This window comes from Streptomyces sp. SS7 (assembly GCF_037993025.1).
Taxonomy (GTDB): Bacteria; Actinomycetota; Actinomycetes; order Streptomycetales; family Streptomycetaceae; genus Streptomyces.
The window spans coordinates 4,935,207-4,955,070 of sequence record NZ_CP141223.1; the positions used below are offsets into that span (position 1 = coordinate 4,935,207).

Sequence of the window (19,864 nt, forward strand, 5' to 3'; positions counted from 1 at the left end):
ATGGACAGGGGTGGGTGAGCGCGTGCTGGTGGCTGATCGGTACCGGCTGCAATCGGTCGTCGGCCGGGGCGGGATGGGGGAGGTGTGGCGGGCGGCCGACGAGCTCCTCGGCCGTACGGTGGCGGTGAAGCTGCTGCTGGCCCAGCAGGGCGACCCCTCGGCCACCGCGCGGTTCCGGATGGAGGCGCAGACATCCGCCTCCCTGAGCCACGCGCACGTCGTGGGCGTCCTCGACTTCGGCTCCTGGCAGGGGCGGCTCTACCTCGTCATGGAGTTCGTCGACGGCGGCAGCCTGGCCGACGAGACGTCCGGCGGCCGCCGCCTCGCGCCGGAGCGGGTGGCCGTGATCGCCGCCCAGGCCGCCGCGGCGCTGGCCGCCGCACACCGGGAGGGCGTCGTGCACCGTGACATCAAGCCGGGCAACCTGTTGTGCGACGCCGACGGCACCCTGAAGCTCGCCGACTTCGGCATCGCCCGCTTCCTCGACGATCCGAACGCCGGACTGACCACCACCGGCCAGATCGTCGGCACCGGCCTCTACCTGGCCCCCGAGCGGGCCCTGGGCCAGACGGCGGGGCCGGCCTCAGACGTCTACTCGCTCGGCTGCGTGCTGTACCAACTCCTCACCGGACAGGCACCGTTCACCGCCGACAACGCCACCACCCTGCTCTACCTGCACGTCGACGCCCCGCCCGCGCCGCCCGGGCGGCTCATCACCGACCTGCCGCCCGCCTTCGAGAACTACCTGCTCGGCATGCTGGCCAAGCGGCCGGAGAACCGCCCCACCGCCCAGGAGATCGCCGACTGGTTCCAGGCGGAAGCCTGGCGGGGCAACTCACAGCCCTTGCCGGCCCTCGACGCCTTCGAGTCCTTCACCGCTCCCACCGCTCCGGGCACGGTGACGACAGAGGCGCCGGTCGAGAGTACGACGTACCGGCTGCCGACAGCCGACCACCCCACCCACACCGGACATCGGCGACGTGTGAGCACTCCGGTCGGAAGGCGGCGCCCCAAAGCCCTCGGCGTCCTCGCGGCGGCCGCCCTGTTCCTTGTATCCATCCTGATCGGCGCCGCCTGGTTCGCCCCCGGTGACGGTTCCGCTACGTCTCCGAGCGCCGACTCGGGCGCGGACCCCAACGCGAGTGCGGAGCCCTCCGCGAGGCCGCCGGCGCCCGGCCCGACAGGGGCGGCACCGGCCGCCGTACCCATCGACGAGACGGACACGCGCGGAGCCGCAGACTCAGCGGGTAAGACAGACCCGCATCGTAAGAAGGACGCGAAGGGAAGGAAGCGCTGACATCGGCAGTCACGGCCCGCGTTGTCCAGGCGGGCCGTCAGATCGATGATGTGAGCGACGAGCGCCCCGGCGAGCACGGCCCACGCCACACCGGCAAAGCCGACAGAACGCCACCCGACGACAGAGACCAGCACGGCTGCGTCCTGATCACCGGCATCGCGATGACGGCCAGCGGCGCCCTGAGGGAGGAATCCACGTCTGCTGCTCTCCGATCCGGCGTGGTGGACAAGGACCCGGCCCGCTCCACTCGCGTCAGCCGAGGGCGAAGTAGCGCAGCCACACGTAGCCCAGCGCAAGGGCCACGGTCACGGCCGTGACGATCAGGCCGTACTTGGTGAACTGCCAGAAGGAGATGGGCTGGCGATTGCGTTCGGCGATGCCGAGGACGACGACGTTGGCGGAGGCGCCGATGGCGGTGGCGTTGCCTCCCAGGTCGGCGCCGAGGGCCAGGGCCCACCACATGACGTGGTCCGAGTCGCTGCCCATGTTCTGGACGAGGTCGCTGGTGATGGGTGCCATCGTGGCCACGTAGGGGATGTTGTCGACGACGCCGGAGAGGACGGCGGAGGCGCCGAGCAGGGTCGTGGAGCCGCCGAGTTCGTTGTCACCGATCGTGTTGGCCAGGGCCTTGGAGATCTCACCGATCACGCCGGTCTCGATCAGGCCACCGATCATGATGAACAGGCCGGCGAAGAAGGCCAGGGTCGGCCACTCCACCTCCTTGAGGATGTCGCCGGTCTCCGCCGTGGAGACGGCGATGAGCAGGCCGGCGCCGAGCAGGGCGACGATGCTGGGTTCGTAGTGCAGTACGGGGTGCAGGACGAAGCCCGCGACCACGAGCGCCAGGACCACCAGGCCCTGCACGAGCATCCGGGGGTCCTCGATGGCCTCGCGCTCCTCCAGCGCCATGATCTCGGCGGCCCGGTTCCCGTCGTAGACGAAGGACTTGCGGAACATCACCCGGCACAGCACGAGCAGGGCGATCAGCAGGACGGCCACGACGGGCGTCAGGTGCACCAGGAAGTCGTTGAAGGTCAGTCCGGCCCTGCTGGCGATGATGATGTTGGGCGGGTCACCGACCAGGGTCGCGGTCCCGCCGATGTTCGACGCCATGACCTCGGCGATCAGGAACGGGGCGGCCGGCAGCGCAAGGCGTTCGCAGACGAGCAGTGTGACCGGCGCGACGAGCAGCACCGTGGTGACGTTGTCCAGGAGAGCCGAGGCCAGCGCGGTGATCACGACCAGCATGGCCATCACCCGGAAGGGCTTCGCCCTGGCCCGCTTCACCGACCAGATCGCCAGGTACTCGAAGACGCCGGTCTTCTTCAGCACGCCGACGATCATCATCATGCCCATGAGCAGGAAGATGACGTTCCAGTCGATGCCGCTGTGCTCGGAGTAGAAGGCCGACTGGTCGTCGGTCGCCCTGATCGCCAGCATCAGGCCTGCCCCGCCGAGGGCGACGGCGACCCGGTGGATCTTCTCGCTGATGATCAGGGCGTACGCGCCGACGAACACGACGACCGCGGCCCAGCTCTGCCAGTCGCTCACGATCCTCCGATGAAATGCTCCAGCAGGATGTCAGCGGTGATCGCACCGAGCAGCGAGACCACACGGCCCTCACGCTCGATCACCGCGACGACGGGGCAGTCCTTGCGCGTCATGAGGGCCGCGACCTCCAGCGGCGAGCTCTCCGGGCCCACCAGGCCGGGCGTGGCGCGGCGCCGGGGAAGCCAGTCGGCCACCGCCCGACCGGAGAGGGGCCCCGGGGTAGCGTCGTCGAAGCGGTCAACGGTCGTCATGGCCGGTGGAAGCCCGGGCTCGTCGGGCTCGGGCATCAGCTCGGTCAGCAGTTGGGTGGCGGGGACGATCGCGTACGGGAATTCCACCTGGTCCAGGACCAGCAGGGCGGGCAGCCGTTCGCGCACCAGGAGACGCGCCGCCTCCTGGGCGTCGTCGTCGACCCGCACCATCGTGTAGGGGCGCACCAGGTCACGCGCGAGTGTCAAGGGGGCTCTCCTTCGGCGGTACGGTGGCGGGCTGGTCTCTGTCCGGGATGCCGACGAGTTCGTCGACGTCGAAGGCGCGTGCGATCGGCACGTCCGTGGAGCTGTGGGCGATGATCGAGAAGGCGATGCAGACCGCGATGAGCGTGAACGCCTCCTCGGCCTGTGGAATGCCGGACTGCAGGACCAGCAGGCCGTAGACGACCGAGGCGAAGCCCTTGGGACCGAACCAGGCCGCCACCAGCTTCTCCTTGCGCGAGATGCTCGTGCCGAGCAGCGAGATCAGCAGTGAGGCCGGGCGGATGAGGACGATGGCGAGAACGACTGCCACGTAGCCGCCGAAGGACAGGTCACCGAAGAGCTGCGGGGTAAGCAGCGCCCCGAAGACCAGCAGCGCCGCGAACTTCGCCAGCTCCGCGAGCGCCTCGCCCAGCGGTTCGAAGGACGTCTTCGCCTCCGGGGAGACGTGTGCGAGGGCGGCGCCCGCCGAGAACGCGGCGAGGTAGGGGTTGGCGTGCGTGAGGTGGCAGGCCCCGTACAGGATGATCCCGGTGGCCAGCGGCAGCAGCGGCTGCAGCTTCGGCTCCGCGCCCAGCAACCGGAACCGTACGAGCCTGTTGACCAGCAGGGGCAGCAGGACGCCGAAGGACAGCCCCAGCACGAGCTCGATGGCGATCTTCCCCGGTGATGCCTCGGCGCTCTTCGCGGTCGGGCCGGCGCCGGCGATCAGTATCAGCACCACGGGGAGGGCGAGCCCGTCGTTGACGCCGCTCTCCACGTTCAGCAGCTGCCGCAGCTTGGCGGGGACTTCGGCGCGCCCGACGATCGCCGACGCGAACACCGGGTCGGTCGGCGCCAGCACGGCTCCGACCAGGAACGAGGTCGTCCAGTCCAGGCCCACCAGGTAGTGGGTGACCAGGGCCATGAAGACGAACGCGAGCGGCATGCCCAGGCCCAGGGCGCGCGCCGGGTTCCTCCAGTTGGCGCGCAGCTTCGGCAGGGACACGTGCATGCCGTCGGTGAACAGGACCGCGAACAGCGCCAGGTCGGCGGTGGCCGACACGATCTCGCTGTCCGGGGTGATGTGGATCAGGCCGAGGAACCCGTCACTGACGAGCGCCCCGCCGACCAGGAAGAGGAAGGAGGTGGAGAGCACAGTCCGGGCCGCCAGACCCGACAGCAGCACCGCCACCAGCAACGCGGCACCGAAGACCAACACGAGCACCATGACGGCCGCCCCCGATCGGAAGAGAGAGTGATCCCCTGCTCGCCGACCAGGCTTCCCGGCACACCGTGGGGAACCTTACATGTCCTTGACGCCTCTTTGACAGAACGCCTGCGGGCACCCCGGAGGCGGACAGACTGCCGGGGTCCGGCAATGCGCCGAGCGAGCTTGACGCGAGGACAACAGAGTGGTCCCGCATAATCCTCTCCCGTGTTCAAGCCTCCAGTCCCCATACCGCCCGGCCTGATGCCGACCGGCATCGCGTCCTGGCTGTCAGCCGATGCCGGAGGATGGAGCCGCAGCCGTCCCGGGGGCTGGGCGAGACCGCTGTGGTCCGTGCTCGGGCTGCTGGTCGGTGTGGGTGTGGCGGCCGCCGTGGAGCCGGAGCCGGTGTGCGACGCAACCGCTCTGTGCGGTCCCGACTGGCACGACATGATCAGGGTCGGTCTGGTCCTCGGGCTGCTGTACTGGTACCCGTTGCTGCCGGAGATCGCCCTGACGGCGGTACCCGTCCTTGCGGTTCTCGTCGTCTGGCAGGCGGATCCCGTGTCGGATCCGGCCGTGGCCCAGGCCGCCCACCTGGGCGTGCTCGCGGCTCTCGGCTTCGGGTGGGCCGCCGCCCTGGCGCGGCTGGCGGCCCGGCGTCGGCAGCGGCGGCTGGCCGCCCGAGCCTCGGTCGCAGCGCACCGGCCGCCGGACGGGGCGGGGCGGGGGCGGAGGGGAGCGCTCCGTATCGTCGTCGGGGTGCTCCTGTGCCTGGTGGCTGCCGGCTCGACTGCGGTGGGCCTCGTCGGAGTGGTCGAGGACGAACGTCACGCGGCCCGCGCGGTGCGCACGCCGGCCGAGGTCACCGGCAGGGAGGCCGCGACGGTGCGGGTGCGTACCGGTGACGGCAGGCACCTGGTCCTCACCGTGCCCCGCCCCGGCGGATACCGGACCGGCAGCCCGCTCACCGTGCTGGAGGACGGAGCATGGCGGCGCCTCGCCAGCCGACCGTACGACCCGTTCGTCCCGGAGATGGTGGCCACGGCTCTCGGCCTGCCCGGCCTCGTCCTGCTGGCCACCGGAGCGATCATGCACCGTCGCACGGCCCGCCTGCGCCGACCGGTACCCGCACTGCGGGTGCTGCTCCGCTTCGACCACCGCGGCCGGAGCTGGTTCTACGCTGTTGATGACCTCAACGGCCACGCACCTCTGTTCTCCTGCTACCTCGACCCCGTCCGCTCCCTGGAGCCACGCGCGAGGACCGATGGCCGGCACACGACCGACAGGGCGGCTCTCGACCAGCACATGGCAGCCACCGGCTCCGGCCTGCGCCAGGCGGTCGTCTTCGGTGAGCCGTACGAACGCGGCGAGTTGCTCGTCGTCACCACGATCGGCGACGGAACTCCCGCGATGCTGAGGACGGTGGAACCGGTGCGGTCGGCAGCGGTGGGCGAGGGCCCCGGGACCGACGATCCTGACGTCACCGGATCGGCCGGTATCGGGCACTTCGCGCGGGTGACGGGCCACCCGCTGCACTGGGGGCCCGACACCCGGGCCAGGGTGCTCGGAGGGGCGATGGCCATGTGTGTCGTGCTTGGGGCCAAGACGGTCAGCGGCAGGCTGATCCCCCACGGCCCCGATGAGAACATCGTCGCTCTCCTCGCCCTGCTGACGCTGGTCCACCCGGCGGCCACCCTGCTGAACTGGCGGGTCACCATGGACGCCGCCGGCCTGTCGCTGACCGGTGCCTGGACAGCACGGCATGTGCCCTGGGAGGAAGTCCGGTCCGCCGTGCGCGGCCGGGACAGCGGCGTCAGCGTCCGCCTCGCGGACGGCAGTTCCTGGCATCTGCCCGGAATGGCCCGGCCGGTGGGCGGCGCCCGGTCCGGCTCGCCTCCGGCGCACGTCCGCATGGCCGAGGAGATCAACGCTCTGTGCGCCCACCCCGAGCTGCGCCCCACCGAGGAGAGCGGGCCCCGTGACCACGCCCTTCCTGCTGGTCCTCTCCTTCTCGTGGCGACCGGGCTGGCCATGATCGCGTCGTTCCTCGGCTGACCGCGGCAGCCCGGGCGGGGACGACGGCCGGGAGACATCAGCCGATCGGTCGATGCTCACCAGCGTGACGGCTGATGGCGGTGCCCCTGGGCGAAGCGACGCCGAGGCCCTGTCCATCGTCGAAGTCATCGGGCTGCGCACGTCCCGCGGTGCTCTCCTTCAGCCACTCGCGACCACTGCCTGACGCAGAGTCAGGGTCCTTGCACGGCGTGACGAGCGTGACCGAGCGAGGCGAGCGGCTGGTCGTCCAGGGCACGGATGTGACGGCCGACGCCGTCGTCGGCCTGCTCGGCCGCCACCGCGTCACCGCGGCTGAACTGCGCTTGGCGGACGTCACCGGATCCGGTGCGTCACCGCCGGTCGGGGCTCTCCTGCTCGTGCTGGGCCCGGTACCTCGCGTTGCGGATCCTGAGCAGGACGGTGGCGAGGAGGGAGGCTGCGAGGGAGCCGAGGAGGACGGCCGCCTTGACGGATTCCGCCTGGGCGGGGTCGGGGAGGACAAGTCCGCCGAGCAGGAGGGGCGGTGAAGCCGATGCCGGCCAGAACGGACAGGGCGAAGACGTCAGCCCAGGCGAGGGCGGGCGCGGGTGAAGCGGACAGGGGTGTTGCCCAGGAGCAGGCCCGGGGCGACGTCGAGGGGCTCGGGACCGTCGACGACGATGCGCAGGCTGTCTGACGAGATGCTCACTCCGGCTGCGCACAGCGCGAAGAGGGGACGGCTGCAGGCCGCCGCACTCGGTGCGCGTCTGCTGAACCGGCCGTCCCGCCCTTTGCAGCCACCCGACTGAGCGGGGGCAGGCTGCCACGCTCCCGGCGGCGGCACGCCATGTGAGGAACCCGTGGAGAATTGACGGGTGTTGTGAAACGTGGCAAGAATGCGACTCGCTTCGCGGTGCCTGGAGCGGGCGAAGTGACGCACGTCGCGGTCGCGGAGAACTCTTTTGCCATGCGTGTACGGGTCCGGCGCGCTCCCCATCATTCCCACCGACTCGATACCCAAGGGGTAGCTTTGTCGCGTTCACAACCATTCAGAATGCTGGCCGCGCTGGGTGCGGCGTCCTTCACCGCTGTCGCCCTGCCCGTGCTCGGGGCGACAGCAGCGAGCGCCACGACCGCCGGCTGCCAGTCCGCCACCGTCCAGTACCGCGTCGTCGACACCGACGGCAACCCCGTGGGAGCCGACTGGACCTCGCAGGGCGGTTTCCACCTCTGGGACACGCCGCCCGCCGCCGTCGAAGTGCGCCTCGCCCCTGGCCAGTCGGTCGGCGACGGCTGCCGCTATCCGGTCTCGCTCGCCGAGTACACCACCGAGGGCTCCAACTGGTACACCTCCGGCCACCAGACGTTCGTGGACAAGGCAACGGTCTACCTCACGGCCGCCGACGTCGCCGATCACGGTGACGGCAAACGGAGCTGGCAGAAGCTGAAGGTGGAGACCCCTGACTGCTACGGGCAGATAGATCTCTACGGCGACGACGTCATCTACGACGGCAAGTCGGAGGAGGGGCACGGGCCCGCCCCCTACCAGCCCGACAACATCGTCACGCCCTATCACCTGATCGCCGCGTGGAACGGCGGTGACCAGCCCTGCGCCCCGGACGAGCCGGAGGCGCCCCGACCGACTCCGTCCGAGTCCACGCCGAGCACGCCCAGCACCCCCACCAGCCCGGCGGACAGCACACCTCCCGCCGAGGAGACAACTCCGCCCACCACCCCCGAACCGTCCGCCACGACCCCGTCGACGACCTCGGACGTACCCCCGCTCGAGACCACTCCGCCGACGACCCCGACGCCCTCGCCGAGTCGCAGCACGCCGCCGCTGGCTGAGACGGGTTCGAGCGCGCCGGTCGGCCTCATCGCCGGTGGTGCCGCCCTCGCCGTGGTGATCGGAGCCGGGGCGGTCTACGCGACGACCCGCACCCGCCGCTCCTGACGAAACGGCGGCGGCTCGCCGCCTCTGCCTGCGCACCGGCTGCCGCGCAGGCAGAGGCGCCGGACCGAGGGGCCCCGTCACGGCCGACGGACCGCCGGCTCTCCCCCACGTCGGCCTCGCGGGGACGCGCGGTCGTAGGCGATGCCGAGCACGAGGGCGACGACCGAGAGCATCACGGCGGCGGACGACGCCACGGTGATCACCTTCCCGTTCACACCGGCCAGGTGCGGGACGGCTTCGACGACCACGGCCGTATGCCCCGCGGCCACCACTGACGCGAGGAGCCTCGGCGATCCGGCATCTCGCTGAGGCAGGGGTGGCACCCAGCCGAGGAAGACCGCCAGGACGAGCGGCAGGACGATCACGGTGGAAGCGCCGAGCAGGACACAGCCTGTTGCGATATTCATCGGGAGCCCTCGGGTACGACGGAAACAGCGCCGACCAGGCTTCCCGGCTCACCCGTGCGGGATCCTAACGGCCGTGGGGCCGACCGCGCGGGAACAGGCAACCTTGGCAAGGAGGGCAGGGCGGTGACGGATGCCCCTGTGGACGCTGAACACGCGTCCTACCTGGAGGAACTGGCCGTGTACGGCCGCGCGGTCGAGCACGGTGTCGTCCCGCATGCGTACGCGGTCGACGTCTTGACGAGAAGTCCGTTCCACGCCCGGAGGGCGCGGTGTTCCCCACACGACGGAGCCGACCGGGTCAGGCATGACCTGAGCCGTTGGGAAGACCTGATCGTCGAGTGGGGGCTTCCGCTGGAGCGCGTGGACCAGGAGTCCTGGGAACGAGCCTCGGACGCCTGGCTGGAGGAGCATCTGCGCCGGGCCTGCCGGGAACGGGCCGTCCCGGCCGAAGGGGAATCCGGCGTCGGTGGCCTGCTACGGGCCTACGTCCTCCATCTGATGCAGGAAGACCGGCCGGAGCCGACACCTTGATCCGTTACCGGGTGTCCGGGGCGTGCCGGCGGAGGCGCCGGTCAGTCACGGGCCTTCCCCGCGGTCTCCGGGGTCGGCCCGTCGTCCGTCGTTTTCGCGATGTCGGCGGGGACCGCCGAGGCCAGGGCGCGGATGGTGGGAAGTTCGGCGTAGAGCAGGTCGCCCGGGCACATGGTGTTGTAGCCGTCTCGGTGACCGTGGACGGCGGGAAGACTCAACCGGTCGCCCATTTTCCAGGACTTGCGGAAGTAGTTGGTGCCGTCGGCTCCGGCGGTGAGTGTGATGGTTCCGGCCGGATCGACGCCGTACTGGCCGAGTTTCCAGGCAGCGAGCCGGGCCACCGCGCCCAGGGCCGCCCCGCCCGGAGCGGCGTCGGTGTACGTACCGAGCACGGCGACACCCGCGGTCTGCGAGTTGAACCCGTACGCATGGGCGCCGAGCACCGGGCGGTCCACGCCGCCCTTGCGGCCCTCGTAGATCGTGCCGCAGGGGTCGACCAGGAAGTTGTAGCCGATGTCCTTCCAGCCCAGCTGTCGGACGTGGTAGGCGTAGATCCCCCGTACGACGGCCGGGGCCTCGGCGCAGGTGAAGCCGTTGGAGTCGGCGGTGTGGTGCACGACGACCGCTTTGATCTTCCCTCCCGGCAGATACGCGGGCGCCGCCGGGCTGATCGACTCGTCCGCACCCCATCCGGTCCGCGGGACGATCGCCGGCCGCGGCGCCGACGCGGTGGCCGTTCCGCCGTGGCCGGCCGAGCCGGGCAGCCGCTCGGCCTGGGGAGCAGTGAGTGGGCCGTGCCCGGGATCGACGAGGTCCAACTGCAGCCCGGTGGGCAGAACGGACGCGCCGTTCTCCGCTGCCGCGGCCGCGACCCGCACTTCCGCACCGTTCGAGGGCCCTACCCAGAGAGGATCGGTGCCGCCCCGCCGCGCCGTCTCCTCGCCCCGTCCGTCCTCACTGTCCAAGCGCTGCCAGTCCGACCAGACGCCCGTCTCGGTGTCGCGGGTGCGGACCTCCACCGTGCCGGTGAGGACCGCGTCCGGATCGTCCCAGGTCACTCCGAGCATGCTGAACGGTCCGGTGGAGGCGGCCCGCAGCACGGCGCCACGCCTGTCGGGAGTGACCCACACGTCACGCTCCTGGCTGCGCGGTCCGGCCGGTACCGGCACCCGTGAGCGGCCCTGCCCCCGGGCCGGGGCAAGGACCGCCTGGAAGGACACGACCGCGACGGCCACCGCCGCGACGGCCGACACTGCTTTGATCCCCACGTGTGAACTCCCCTGCTGCCCGTGACCTGGTGCGGACGAGCGGCGAGTGTGGCAGCCACAGCATGATCATCAGTTAGTCGACACGGAGAATCGGTGAGACTGCCGCGCACGTTCCACCGGCCGGGGGCTGGGCCCTGGGCCGGATGGCGCAGCCGGCGACGACGAATACCTGGAGCACCATGGCAACGGCCAGTCCGGCAGCCAGCAGCTTGCCGAACGGATCGGTGACGGTGATCGCGGTGCGCAGTCCGCGTTCGGCCAGCAGGGCGTAGAGCAGCAGGACGGCGGTGACACCGGCCACGCCGAGTTCCTCGCCGACAGTGGTGAGGATGAAGTCGCTGCGCCCGGCGAAACCGATGAGTTCGGGGTAGCCCTGGCCAAGGCCGGAGCCGAGCAGGCCGCCGGAGCCGAAGCTGAACAGGGCCTGGGCCGCCTGGTCCGAGACCAGACCCGCCGGGCGCTGGTCGGGCGGAAGGAAGATGTCCATGGGGTGCAGCCAGGCGACCACCCGGCCGTGCACATGCGGCTCGAAGGACCCGACGACGAACGCCCCGACGGCGAACAGCAGGCTCTCGCCGGTGGTGATCGGGGTGGTGGGGGTCCTGGGGCCTGTGGGCTCTTCTGCCCTGCGCTTTCTCCGGCCGACGCCGCCTGAGGGTGCCCGGCACGCGGCGCGGACAGGGTGCCCATCACGCTCGACCTGGACCAGGCATCCCCCTCCACGACCGTCGCGGCCGTCACCCACGCGCACAAACGGTCAGGGAGGGCGAACTGCCCAGGTGCTCCGGTTCGTCGTCGTCCTCCACCACGTGGTCCGCCGTCCCCTTCAGCCGCTTCTGCTGTTCTGCCGACCTGGTGACGCCGCGTGACACCCCGACGCTTCAAAGATGGGTGACAGCATGTATGGAATCGCAGGTCCCGCTCGGCAAGGCTTGCTCCGGAAACGGCCTCTGGGGCAGGGGAGGCTGATACGGCGGAGGCGCCGACGGGGGCAGGGGGAGTAGGGGCATGTCGCTGTTCTGGCGGATGTTCATGCTGAACGCCGTGGTGCTCGCCATCGCGACCGTGCTGCTCATCGGTCCCTGGGTCACGGTCTCCAGCCCCGTTCGCCTGCACGAGGCGCTGGTGATCGGTGGCGGTCTGATCGCCATGCTGGCGGTCAACGCGTTGTTGTTCCGCATCGGACTCGCGCCCTTGAAGCGTCTGACCAAAGCCATGGCGGACGCCAATCTGCTGGAGCCAGGACAGCGCGCCCAGGTCACGGGGCACGGTGAAATCGCCCAGTTGACGGAGACGTTCAACGTCATGCTCAGCCGTCTGGAGGCGGAACGGGCCGCGAGCAGTGGCCGGGTCCTGTCCGCGCAGGAGTCCGAGCGTCTGAGGGTGGCGCGGGAACTGCACGACGAGGTCGGCCAGACCCTGACGGCCGTCGTCCTGCAGTTCAAGGGCCTCGCCGCCCGTGCGCCCAAGGAGTTGCGCGAGGATGTCGTGACCGCGCAGGAGACCGTGCGTGACAGCCTCGAGGAAGTACGTCGCATCGCCCGCAGGCTGCGGCCGGGCGTGCTGGAGGACCTCGGCCTCGTCAGCGCTCTCCGAGCCCTCACGCTGGAGTTCGCCGGACCCGGCGTCACCGTCGCCCATGAGGTCGACGGCTCCCTGCCGGCTCTGGGTCGACAGGCCGAGCTCGTGCTCTACCGCGTGGCCCAGGAGGCGATGACGAACGCGGCCCGCCACTCGAAGGCGACGACGATCGGTCTCGAGCTGCGGTCGGCCGAAGATCCCGCCGTGGAATTGATCGTCCGCGACGACGGCCGAGGCCTGCAGGGGGCGAAGGAAGGGGCCGGGCTGCAGGGCATGCGCGAACGCGCTCTCCTGCTCGGCGCGACGCTGACCCTCACCTCGGGCGATGCGCGCGGCACCACCGTACGGCTGCGGGTCCCGCTAGCGAAGGACGGAGCCGTATGAACGCCCCGGTGCGCATCCTGCTGGCCGACGACCACGCTCTCCTGAGACGCGGCGTGCGCCTGGTCCTGGAGTCGGAGCCGGACCTGACCGTGGTCGGCGAGGCCCCGGACGGCGCCCGGCTGATCGAGCTCGCCCGCGAGGTGGACGCGGAGCTTGCCGTCCTCGACATCGCCATGCCGCGCATGACGGGTCTGCAGGCCGCACGCGCTCTGGCAAAGGTGCGGCCTGGACTGAAGATCCTGTTCCTCACCATGCACGACAGCGAGCAGTACTTCTTCGAGGCCCTGAAGATCGGCGCCTGCGGATATGTCCTGAAGTCGGTGGCCGACCGGGACCTCGCGGACGCCTGCCGGGCGGCGATGCGCGACGAGCCGTTCCTCTACCCGGGAACCGAGACCGCCCTGATCAGCCACTACCTCGGTCTCGTCCGCCGAGGAAAGGCACTGCCCCGCAAACCGATCACCGAGCGCGAGGAGGAGATCCTCAAACTCGTCGCCGAGGGCCGCTCCTCGAAGGAGATCGCCGAGCTGCTGGTCATCAGCGTCAAGACCGTCGACCGGCACCGCGCCAACCTGCTGCAGAAACTCGGTATGCGCGACCGGGTCGAGCTCACGCGGTACGCCATCAGGACCGGGCTGATGGAGCCCTAGCCGACCGCCCGCGCCGTCCATCCAAGGACTTGCCGGTCCGGCCGCTTTCAGGCCGGTCCGGCACCGGTCCGGTGCCTCATGCATCGGATCCCGTACCACCACGCACTGGTACTTATGAGCAAGGGGGAAGCATGAAGAGCCATATACCGGCGCGCCCATCAGGGCGTCGCACACGGTACAGACTCGACCGGTCCAGAGGGTTGCGCACCACAGCGGTAGGCCTCGGCCTGCTCATGTCCGTCTCCACGATCTACGGCTCGGAAGTGGCTCTCGCCGCGCCGGCCGTCGAGGCACAGCAGGAGCCGTCTGCGCGGCCGGTGACCACCGCGGCCGACATCGCCTCGGCGCGTGTGGCGGCCCGTCTGTCCGGACAGCGGGTGGAAGCGCTGTCGGAGCGGACCGAGACCTCGACCACCTGGGCCAACAAGGACGGCTCGCTCACCACCGAATTGTCCTCCGGGCCGGTCCGCTTCAAGGACCCTGCCACGGGTGACTGGCGCGACATCGACGTCGAGCTGGCTGCGCAGCCGGACGGCTCGGTCGCCGCAAGGGCCCACCCGGAGGGGCTGCGGCTGGCCGGGCGGACCGGCACTCCGCCGAAGTCGCTTGAGGCGGCGCGCGGAGCCGCGGCCACCGATCTGGTCACGCTCGGCCAGGGCGATGAGCAGATCACCCTGCAGTGGAAGGGTGGACTGCCGCAGCCGAAGCTGGACGGGACGCGCGCGGAATACGTCAACGCCGTGCCGGGCGCGGATGTGGTGGTGGAGGCCACGCGTACCGGTTTCGAGCAGTACGTCGAGTTGAGACAACGCCCCGCGACGGGCACCGAGGGCGGCTACTCCTACACGCTGCCGCTGAAGGCCAAGGGGCTGAAGGCCAAGCAACTCGACGACGGCAGTGTGCTGTTCACTGACGGCAGGAACAAGAAACGGGCTGTCATGCCCGCGCCAGTAATGTGGGATTCCACCGTCGATGAGCGCTCCGGTGAGCACACGCGGCGGGCCGAGGTGGGCCTGAAGGTGGTGCAGAAGGGCAGCTCCATCGACCTGGTGGTGACCCCGGACGCCGAGTTCCTCGCCGACCCCGCCACGAAGTACCCGGTCACCGTGGACCCGTCCACGTCCTCCCTGTCGAACGTCTTCGACACCTACGTGCAGCAGGGCGAGACGGTCGACTGGTCGGCCGACACCGAGCTGGACTTCGGTAACCCGGGCACGAAGAACGCGGACGGTACCCCGCGCACCGCGCAGAGCTTCATCTCCTGGAACACCACGCCGGTCCAGGACGCTCTGGTCCTGGACGCGAAGCTGTCGCTGTGGAACTTCCACTCGGGCAACACCGACTGCAAGCTCTATCCGTGGGAGGTGTGGTCCTCCGGCGCTGCCTCGACGTCGAGCCGGTGGACGAACCGTCCGACGATGACGGCGAAGAAGGCCACCTCCACCGAGACCCGCGGCAACGCCGGCTGTTCCACACAGCCCGACGGTTGGATCAACGCGGACGTGACCACGCTGGTGCAGGAGTGGGCCTCCGCGAAGGCGACCCGTGGCCACCTGGGCCTCCGGGCCTCGGACGAGTCGGTCACCGCCCAGTGGAAGCGGGTCAACTCCGCGAACGCGGCGTCCAACCCGCCGAAGCTGGTGGTGAACTACAACTACCGGCCTCGCACCGGAACCAAGCAGGAGGCGGGTCCGCCGTACTTCTCCTACGGTGGCGCGTACGTGGTGAACACCACCACGCCGACGCTGCGGGACACCTTCGTCGACGCCGACGGGGACAAGGTCGACGGCACCTTCCAGATCTTTGACAACGCCACCAACACCCAGGTCGGCGACGTCATCGTGTCGAAGTACGTGCCCTCCGGGCAGGTCGCCTCGGTGACCGTGCCGGCCGGCGTGCTGGCCAACGGCAAGACGTACAAGTTCCGTACGTCGCCGTTCGACGGCACGCACTACAACACCGGCTGGTCGGCGTGGAACACGTTCACCGTCGACACCACCGCCCCCTCCGCCCCGGCGAAGATCGTCTCCACGGACTATCCCTCGGCCTCCTGGGTCAAGGGCGCGGGCCAGGCGGGCACGTTCACCGTCACCCCGCCCTCCGGAAGCGACCACAGCTGGCTGGAGTGGTCGCTGGACGGCGTGACCTGGACCAAGGTCGCCACCGCCGGCGCCAGCACAGACAAGGCGATCTCCATCGCCCCGCCGAAGAACGGCACGCACACACTGCAGGTCCGGGCAGTGGACAAGGCGGACAACAAGTCCGACGCCATCACCTACACCTTCCACGCCGGCCCGGGCGGCTTCGTCCAGCCGGGTGAGGGCGAGCGCACCGCACGGCGCCTGCCGCTGGTCGCCGAGGCCGACGCCGGCAAGTACACCAGCGTGTCCTTCTCCTGGCGCCGCTCCGAGGCCGACGGCTGGGTGCAGATCCCGCCCGGTCACGTCACCTCCGGCGGCACCGCGCTGACGGCCTGGCCGGTGCCGCTGACGAACGGCAAGAACGCACAGGTGGTGTGGAACGCCACCGACACCGTCGACCCGGACGGATCGATCCAGATCAAGGCCGACTTCACCGGCCCCGCCAGTGCCTTTGGCAGCACCGAACCGCTGACGGTCGTCGTCGACCGCAACGCGGACGGCGCCGCCGCCCAGGCGGTCGGACCGGGCAGCGTGAACCTGCTCACCGGTGACCTCACCCTGTCGGCCACCGACGCGTCGGCATTCGGCCTGTCCGTCTCCCGTACGGCCTCTTCCCGCGTCCCGGACAAGGGTGCCAGGCAGGAGGGCCAGGCCCCGATCTTCGGCAAGGAATGGGTGGCGGGCACCGCCGCCGAACTGACCGACTCCGACTACAGCCACCTGCGCCGGATCTCCGACACCGCGGTCGCCGTCGTCGGCGCGGACGGCGAGGAGACCCACTTCACCGCGAACGCGGCCAAGACCGCGTGGATCCCGGAGCCGGGCGCGGAGGACCTGACCCTCAAGGGCAGCGTGAGCGCCACCTTCACGCTCACGGACACCGAGGGCACGGTCACCGAGTTCACCAAGCCCGATACGGTCGCCACCACCTGGCAGGTCTCCAGCACCCTGCTGGACGGCCTGACCAACTCCACCACCACCGTGGTCTCCGAGACCGTGACCGTGGACGGCAAGAAGCTCGCCCGCCCGAAGCGGATCATCGCCCCGACCTCGGCGGTGACGGCTTCCGCCTGCACGGCAGACCCGTCCACCAGGGGCTGCCGTGTCACGGAGTTCGTCTACGCGACGTCCACCACCGCCACCGACAGTGCCTTCGGCAATGTCACCGGGCAGGTCGAGCAGATCCTGCTGTGGTCGACGGAGCCCGGCGCCGCGTCAGCCACCTCCAAGGCGGTGCAGACCTACCGGTATGACGGCAGCGGCCGTCTGCGCCAGGCGTGGAACCCGCAGATCACTCCACTGTTGAAGACCGAGTACGCCTACGACAGCGCGGGCCGCGTCACCAAGCTCACCCCGCCCGGCGAACTGCCCTGGACCCTCACCTACGGCAAGGCGGGCAACGCCGCCACCGCCGGCGAGGGCATGCTGCTCAGGGCGTCCCGCCCGGGGCTCAAGCAGGGCACGGCCGACGTCGAGGAGGGCACCACCGCGACCAGCGTCGTCTACGACGTACCGCTGACCGGCACCACCGCCCCCTACCCGATGGGCGCGGCGGACGTGAAGACGTGGGGGCAGCTCGACGCCCCGACCGACGCCACCGCCGTCTTCCCGGCAGACGCCGTGCCCGCGTCGAACACGGGCGCCTCGCTGACGTCCGCCGACTACAAGCGGGCCGAGGTCCACTACCTCGGCGCCTCGGGCCGTGAGGTCAACACCGCCACCCCTGGCGGGCACATCACCACCACCGAGTACGACCGCTTCGGCAACACGGTCCGCGAACTGACCGCCGCCAACCGCGAAGTCGCCCTCGGCGTATCCACCGAGGACAAGGCCACCCAGGCCGACCTCGGCATCGCCCAGCTCACCAAGGCCGAACGCGCCGACCTCCTGGCGACCAAATCCGTCTACAACGACACCGGCACCCGGGAACTGGAGGAGTACGGCCCGCTGCGCCGGATCGACCTGACCGCCGATCTCAAGCAGGGCACCACCACCCTGGTGCCGTCCGGCACGTCGGTCACCGCCCGCACCTGGACGGTCAACGAGTACGACGGCGGCCGCCCGACCGACGGCACCGCCAAGGTCAAGGACCAGATCACCAGGACCATCACCGGCGCCCAGGTCCGCGAGCACCCGACAGTCCAGGGCGAGACGCGCACCGTGCAGACCGTCTTCGACTGGGCCAAGGGCCTGCCGACCAAGACGGTCAAGGACCCTGGCGGTCTGGCGATCACCGAGACGACGGAGTACGACGCCCAGGGCCGCGTGACCAAGCAGCTCCTGCCTGGCGCCACCGGCACCGACGCGGGCACCCGCGTCACCACCTACTGGTCCGCGACCGGGACGGGTACCTGTGCCGGCCGCCCCGAGTGGGCCGACCTGGTCTGCTCCACCTCCGCGGGCGGCACCATCACCGGCGGCGGCTCCAACCCGACCGGACTGCCCACAACCACCACCGAGTACGACGGGTGGGGCAACACGGCCAAGGTCACCGACACCGCGAACGGAGTGACCCGCACCACCACCACGTCGCGCGACAACGCCGGCCGCCCCACCACGGTCACCGTCACCGGCGGCACGGGCCAGGCAGTTCCGTCGACCACCACCGAGTACGACCCCGCCACCGGCAAGGCCGTCAAGACGGTCTCACCGACCGGCGGCACGCTCACCAAGGCATACGACAAACTCGGCCGCCAGATCTCCTACACGGACGCCGACGGCGGAACGACCACCACCGAGTACGACCTGCTGGACCGCCCGGTCAAGGCCACCGACACCGCACCGTCCACGGTCACCTACACCTACGACCACACCTCCGAACCGCGCGGCCTCGCCACCTCCACCACCGACTCCATCGCCGGCACCTTCAAGGCCACCTACGACGCAGACGGCTCGGTCGCGACGGAGAAACTCCCCGGCGGCTACACCCTCACCCAGACCGAGGACCCCACCGGCTCCGCGACCGCCCGCACCTACACCCGCGACAGCGACGCCACGATCGTCTACTCCGACACCACGGCCGAATCCATCCACGGCCAGGTCACCCGCCACGCCGGCTGGTCCGACCAGACCTACGGCTACGACGCCACCGGCCGCCTGACCACGGTCGAGGACACCTCCGAAACCATCTGCACCCAACGCACGTACAGCTTCGACACACGCACGAACCGCAAGTCCCTGACCACCGCAGCCAGCACCCCCGGCGCTGACTGCCCCACCACGGGCGGCACTACCAGCAGCTCCGCTTACGACAGCGCCGACCGTATCGTCGACTCCGGCTATACCTACGACGCCTTCGGCCGCACCACGGCGCTGCCTGGCACTACGCTCGGCTACTACGCCAACGACCTGGCCTACCAGCAGACCGCGGCCGGCAATCGCCAGACCTGGCAGCTCGATGCTGCCCTGCGCTTCCGCTCCTGGAAGACCGAAACGGGCAGCGGCAGCACATGGACCCAGACCGCGTCCAGACTCAACCACTACGACAGCGACAGCGACAACCCGCGCTGGGTCGTGGAGGACACCGCCACCGGCGCCCTGACCCGCAACGTCGATTCCGCCTCCGGCGACCTGGCCGCCACCACCAGCAAGACAGGCGACACCGTCCTCCAACTCACCACCATCCACGGCGACGTCGCACTCCAGCTCCCGCTGAACACTGGCCAGGCTCCCGTCGCCCTGGACGCAGATGAGTACGGCACCCCGAGAGCAGGCCAGACGACGGCCCGCTACGGCTGGCTCGGTGCCAAACAGCGATCCGCAGAGACGCTCACCGGCCTCACTCTCATGGGCGCCCGCCTGTACAACTCCCGCAGTGGGCTGTTCCTCTCAGTGGACCCCGTCTACGGAGGCAATGCCACCGCATACAACTACGTCTACGGCGACCCGCTCAACAAGTACGACCTGAGCGGCAAGTACTGTGAGTGGTGGAAGGGCAAGTCCTGCAAGAAGGCAAAGAAGAAGCCCTATTACGGCAAGCGGACGTCCAAGTGGAGTGCACGCCGTTGGTTCGGTAACAGGCTCCGCGGCGCGGTGTACTGGGGTTCTCGGTGGGGCGGTGCCGGGCTTGTCGGCGGAAGCTTCGTCGGTTGCGCATACGGGGCGATCTTCGGTCCGGCCGGTTGCGTCGCAGGCGGAGTCGCCGGGGGCGGGTACGGCGGTTTCTGGGGAGCAGCAGGAGGAGGGATCTACGGACTCTTCCGCGGATCAAGAAGTTGGTTCTAGTGAGCGCATTCCGCAACATAGTGAGAGGGGTGAGCGGGCTTGACTCCTCACTTCCCGTTGACCTTCAATACGTTCTAATCGGCGTATTGAACGGGATCATCTGGGCAGCCTCCAGTCAAATAAAGGGAAGTCGCGTCATCACATCTGTCGGGCTTTTCTTTGTTGGCTTCACGATCG

At 70.1% G+C, this 19,864-nt stretch carries 14 protein-coding genes and 1 pseudogene; 8 read left to right on the forward strand and 7 right to left on the reverse strand.

Translation table 11 applies throughout. The features are described from left to right. Positions 1-28 precede the first annotated feature (28 nt). Positions 29-1,297, forward strand: coding sequence for a protein kinase (locus U5640_RS22795; RefSeq protein ID WP_340377621.1), 1,269 nt, complete (start codon positions 29-31; stop codon positions 1,295-1,297). A 252-nt stretch (positions 1,298-1,549) separates the two neighbouring features. On the opposite strand, the gene U5640_RS22800 is transcribed toward U5640_RS22795, so the two are convergent. From U5640_RS22800 to U5640_RS22810, 3 genes are read right to left on the reverse strand one after another with little or no spacing between them, the layout of a single operon-like run. Continuing rightward, positions 1,550-2,848: an ArsB/NhaD family transporter gene (locus U5640_RS22800; protein WP_340377622.1), complete on the reverse strand. Its 1,299-nt coding sequence runs from the start codon at positions 2,846-2,848 to the stop codon at positions 1,550-1,552. Next, entirely contained in the window at positions 2,845-3,306 is a 462-nt protein-coding gene (locus tag U5640_RS22805) for a hypothetical protein (protein WP_340377623.1), read from the reverse strand. The genes U5640_RS22800 and U5640_RS22805 overlap by 4 nt, the downstream gene beginning before the upstream one ends. Further along, positions 3,290-4,531, reverse strand: coding sequence for a cation:proton antiporter (locus tag U5640_RS22810; RefSeq protein ID WP_340377624.1), 1,242 nt, complete (start codon positions 4,529-4,531; stop codon positions 3,290-3,292). Before U5640_RS22810 ends, U5640_RS22805 begins: the two co-directional genes overlap by 17 nt. 207 nt (positions 4,532-4,738) lie before the next feature. On the opposite strand from U5640_RS22810, the gene U5640_RS22815 reads away from it, so the two are divergent. Further along, positions 4,739-6,568, forward strand: a complete 1,830-nt coding sequence (locus U5640_RS22815) for a hypothetical protein (RefSeq protein WP_340377625.1) — start codon at positions 4,739-4,741, stop codon at positions 6,566-6,568. Positions 6,569-6,786: 218 nt separating this feature from the next. Continuing rightward, positions 6,787-7,095, forward strand: a complete 309-nt coding sequence (locus tag U5640_RS22820; protein ID WP_340377626.1) for a hypothetical protein — start codon at positions 6,787-6,789, stop codon at positions 7,093-7,095. 35 nt (positions 7,096-7,130) lie between these two features. Here the strand turns inward: U5640_RS22820 and U5640_RS22825 are convergent, their stop codons facing one another. After that, positions 7,131-7,256 carry a hypothetical protein gene (locus tag U5640_RS22825; protein WP_340377627.1) on the reverse strand — a complete coding sequence of 42 codons (126 nt, stop codon included), beginning with the start codon at positions 7,254-7,256 and terminating at the stop codon, positions 7,131-7,133. A 345-nt stretch (positions 7,257-7,601) separates the two neighbouring features. Between U5640_RS22825 and U5640_RS22830 the strand changes: the two genes are divergently transcribed. Beyond that, positions 7,602-8,501, forward strand: coding sequence for a hypothetical protein (locus tag U5640_RS22830; protein WP_340377628.1), 900 nt, complete (start codon positions 7,602-7,604; stop codon positions 8,499-8,501). Between the two features lie 77 nt (positions 8,502-8,578). On the opposite strand, the gene U5640_RS22835 is transcribed toward U5640_RS22830, so the two are convergent. Then, on the reverse strand, positions 8,579-8,908 hold the full coding sequence (locus U5640_RS22835; protein ID WP_340377629.1) for a hypothetical protein: 330 nt from the start codon (positions 8,906-8,908) through the stop codon (positions 8,579-8,581). Between the two features lie 123 nt (positions 8,909-9,031). On the opposite strand from U5640_RS22835, the gene U5640_RS22840 reads away from it, so the two are divergent. After that, positions 9,032-9,439, forward strand: coding sequence for a hypothetical protein (locus U5640_RS22840; RefSeq protein WP_340377630.1), 408 nt, complete (start codon positions 9,032-9,034; stop codon positions 9,437-9,439). Positions 9,440-9,480: 41 nt separating this feature from the next. Here the strand turns inward: U5640_RS22840 and U5640_RS22845 are convergent, their stop codons facing one another. After that, a complete protein-coding gene (locus U5640_RS22845) occupies positions 9,481-10,707 on the reverse strand; it encodes a peptidoglycan recognition protein (protein WP_340377631.1) in 1,227 nt (408 codons plus the stop codon). Positions 10,708-10,858: 151 nt separating this feature from the next. After that, positions 10,859-11,263, reverse strand: a pseudogene (locus U5640_RS22850) (FtsW/RodA/SpoVE family cell cycle protein); the annotation flags it as partial. Between the two features lie 452 nt (positions 11,264-11,715). Between U5640_RS22850 and U5640_RS22855 the strand changes: the two are divergent. From U5640_RS22855 to U5640_RS22865, 3 genes are all read left to right on the forward strand, one after another. Continuing rightward, positions 11,716-12,672: a sensor histidine kinase gene (locus tag U5640_RS22855; RefSeq protein ID WP_340377632.1), complete on the forward strand. Its 957-nt coding sequence runs from the start codon at positions 11,716-11,718 to the stop codon at positions 12,670-12,672. Then, on the forward strand, positions 12,669-13,322 hold the full coding sequence (locus tag U5640_RS22860) for a response regulator transcription factor (RefSeq protein WP_340377633.1): 654 nt from the start codon (positions 12,669-12,671) through the stop codon (positions 13,320-13,322). The genes U5640_RS22855 and U5640_RS22860 overlap by 4 nt, the downstream gene beginning before the upstream one ends. 233 nt (positions 13,323-13,555) lie before the next feature. Further along, positions 13,556-19,687, forward strand: a complete 6,132-nt coding sequence (locus U5640_RS22865; protein ID WP_340377634.1) for a DNRLRE domain-containing protein — start codon at positions 13,556-13,558, stop codon at positions 19,685-19,687. Positions 19,688-19,864 lie beyond the last annotated feature (177 nt).

Bases quoted from the DNA above. Each gene is read 5' to 3' on its own strand.
- U5640_RS22810 (WP_340377624.1), bottom strand. From the start codon at position 4,531: ATGGTGCTCGTGTTGGTCTTCGGTGCCGCGTTGCTGGTGGCGGTGCTG.
- U5640_RS22830 (WP_340377628.1), top strand. From the start codon at position 7,602: ATGCTGGCCGCGCTGGGTGCGGCGTCCTTCACCGCTGTCGCCCTGCCC.
- U5640_RS22835 (WP_340377629.1), bottom strand. From the start codon at position 8,908: ATGAATATCGCAACAGGCTGTGTCCTGCTCGGCGCTTCCACCGTGATC.
- U5640_RS22855 (WP_340377632.1), top strand. From the start codon at position 11,716: ATGTCGCTGTTCTGGCGGATGTTCATGCTGAACGCCGTGGTGCTCGCC.
- U5640_RS22860 (WP_340377633.1), top strand. From the start codon at position 12,669: ATGAACGCCCCGGTGCGCATCCTGCTGGCCGACGACCACGCTCTCCTG.
- U5640_RS22865 (WP_340377634.1), top strand. From the start codon at position 13,556: ATGTCCGTCTCCACGATCTACGGCTCGGAAGTGGCTCTCGCCGCGCCG.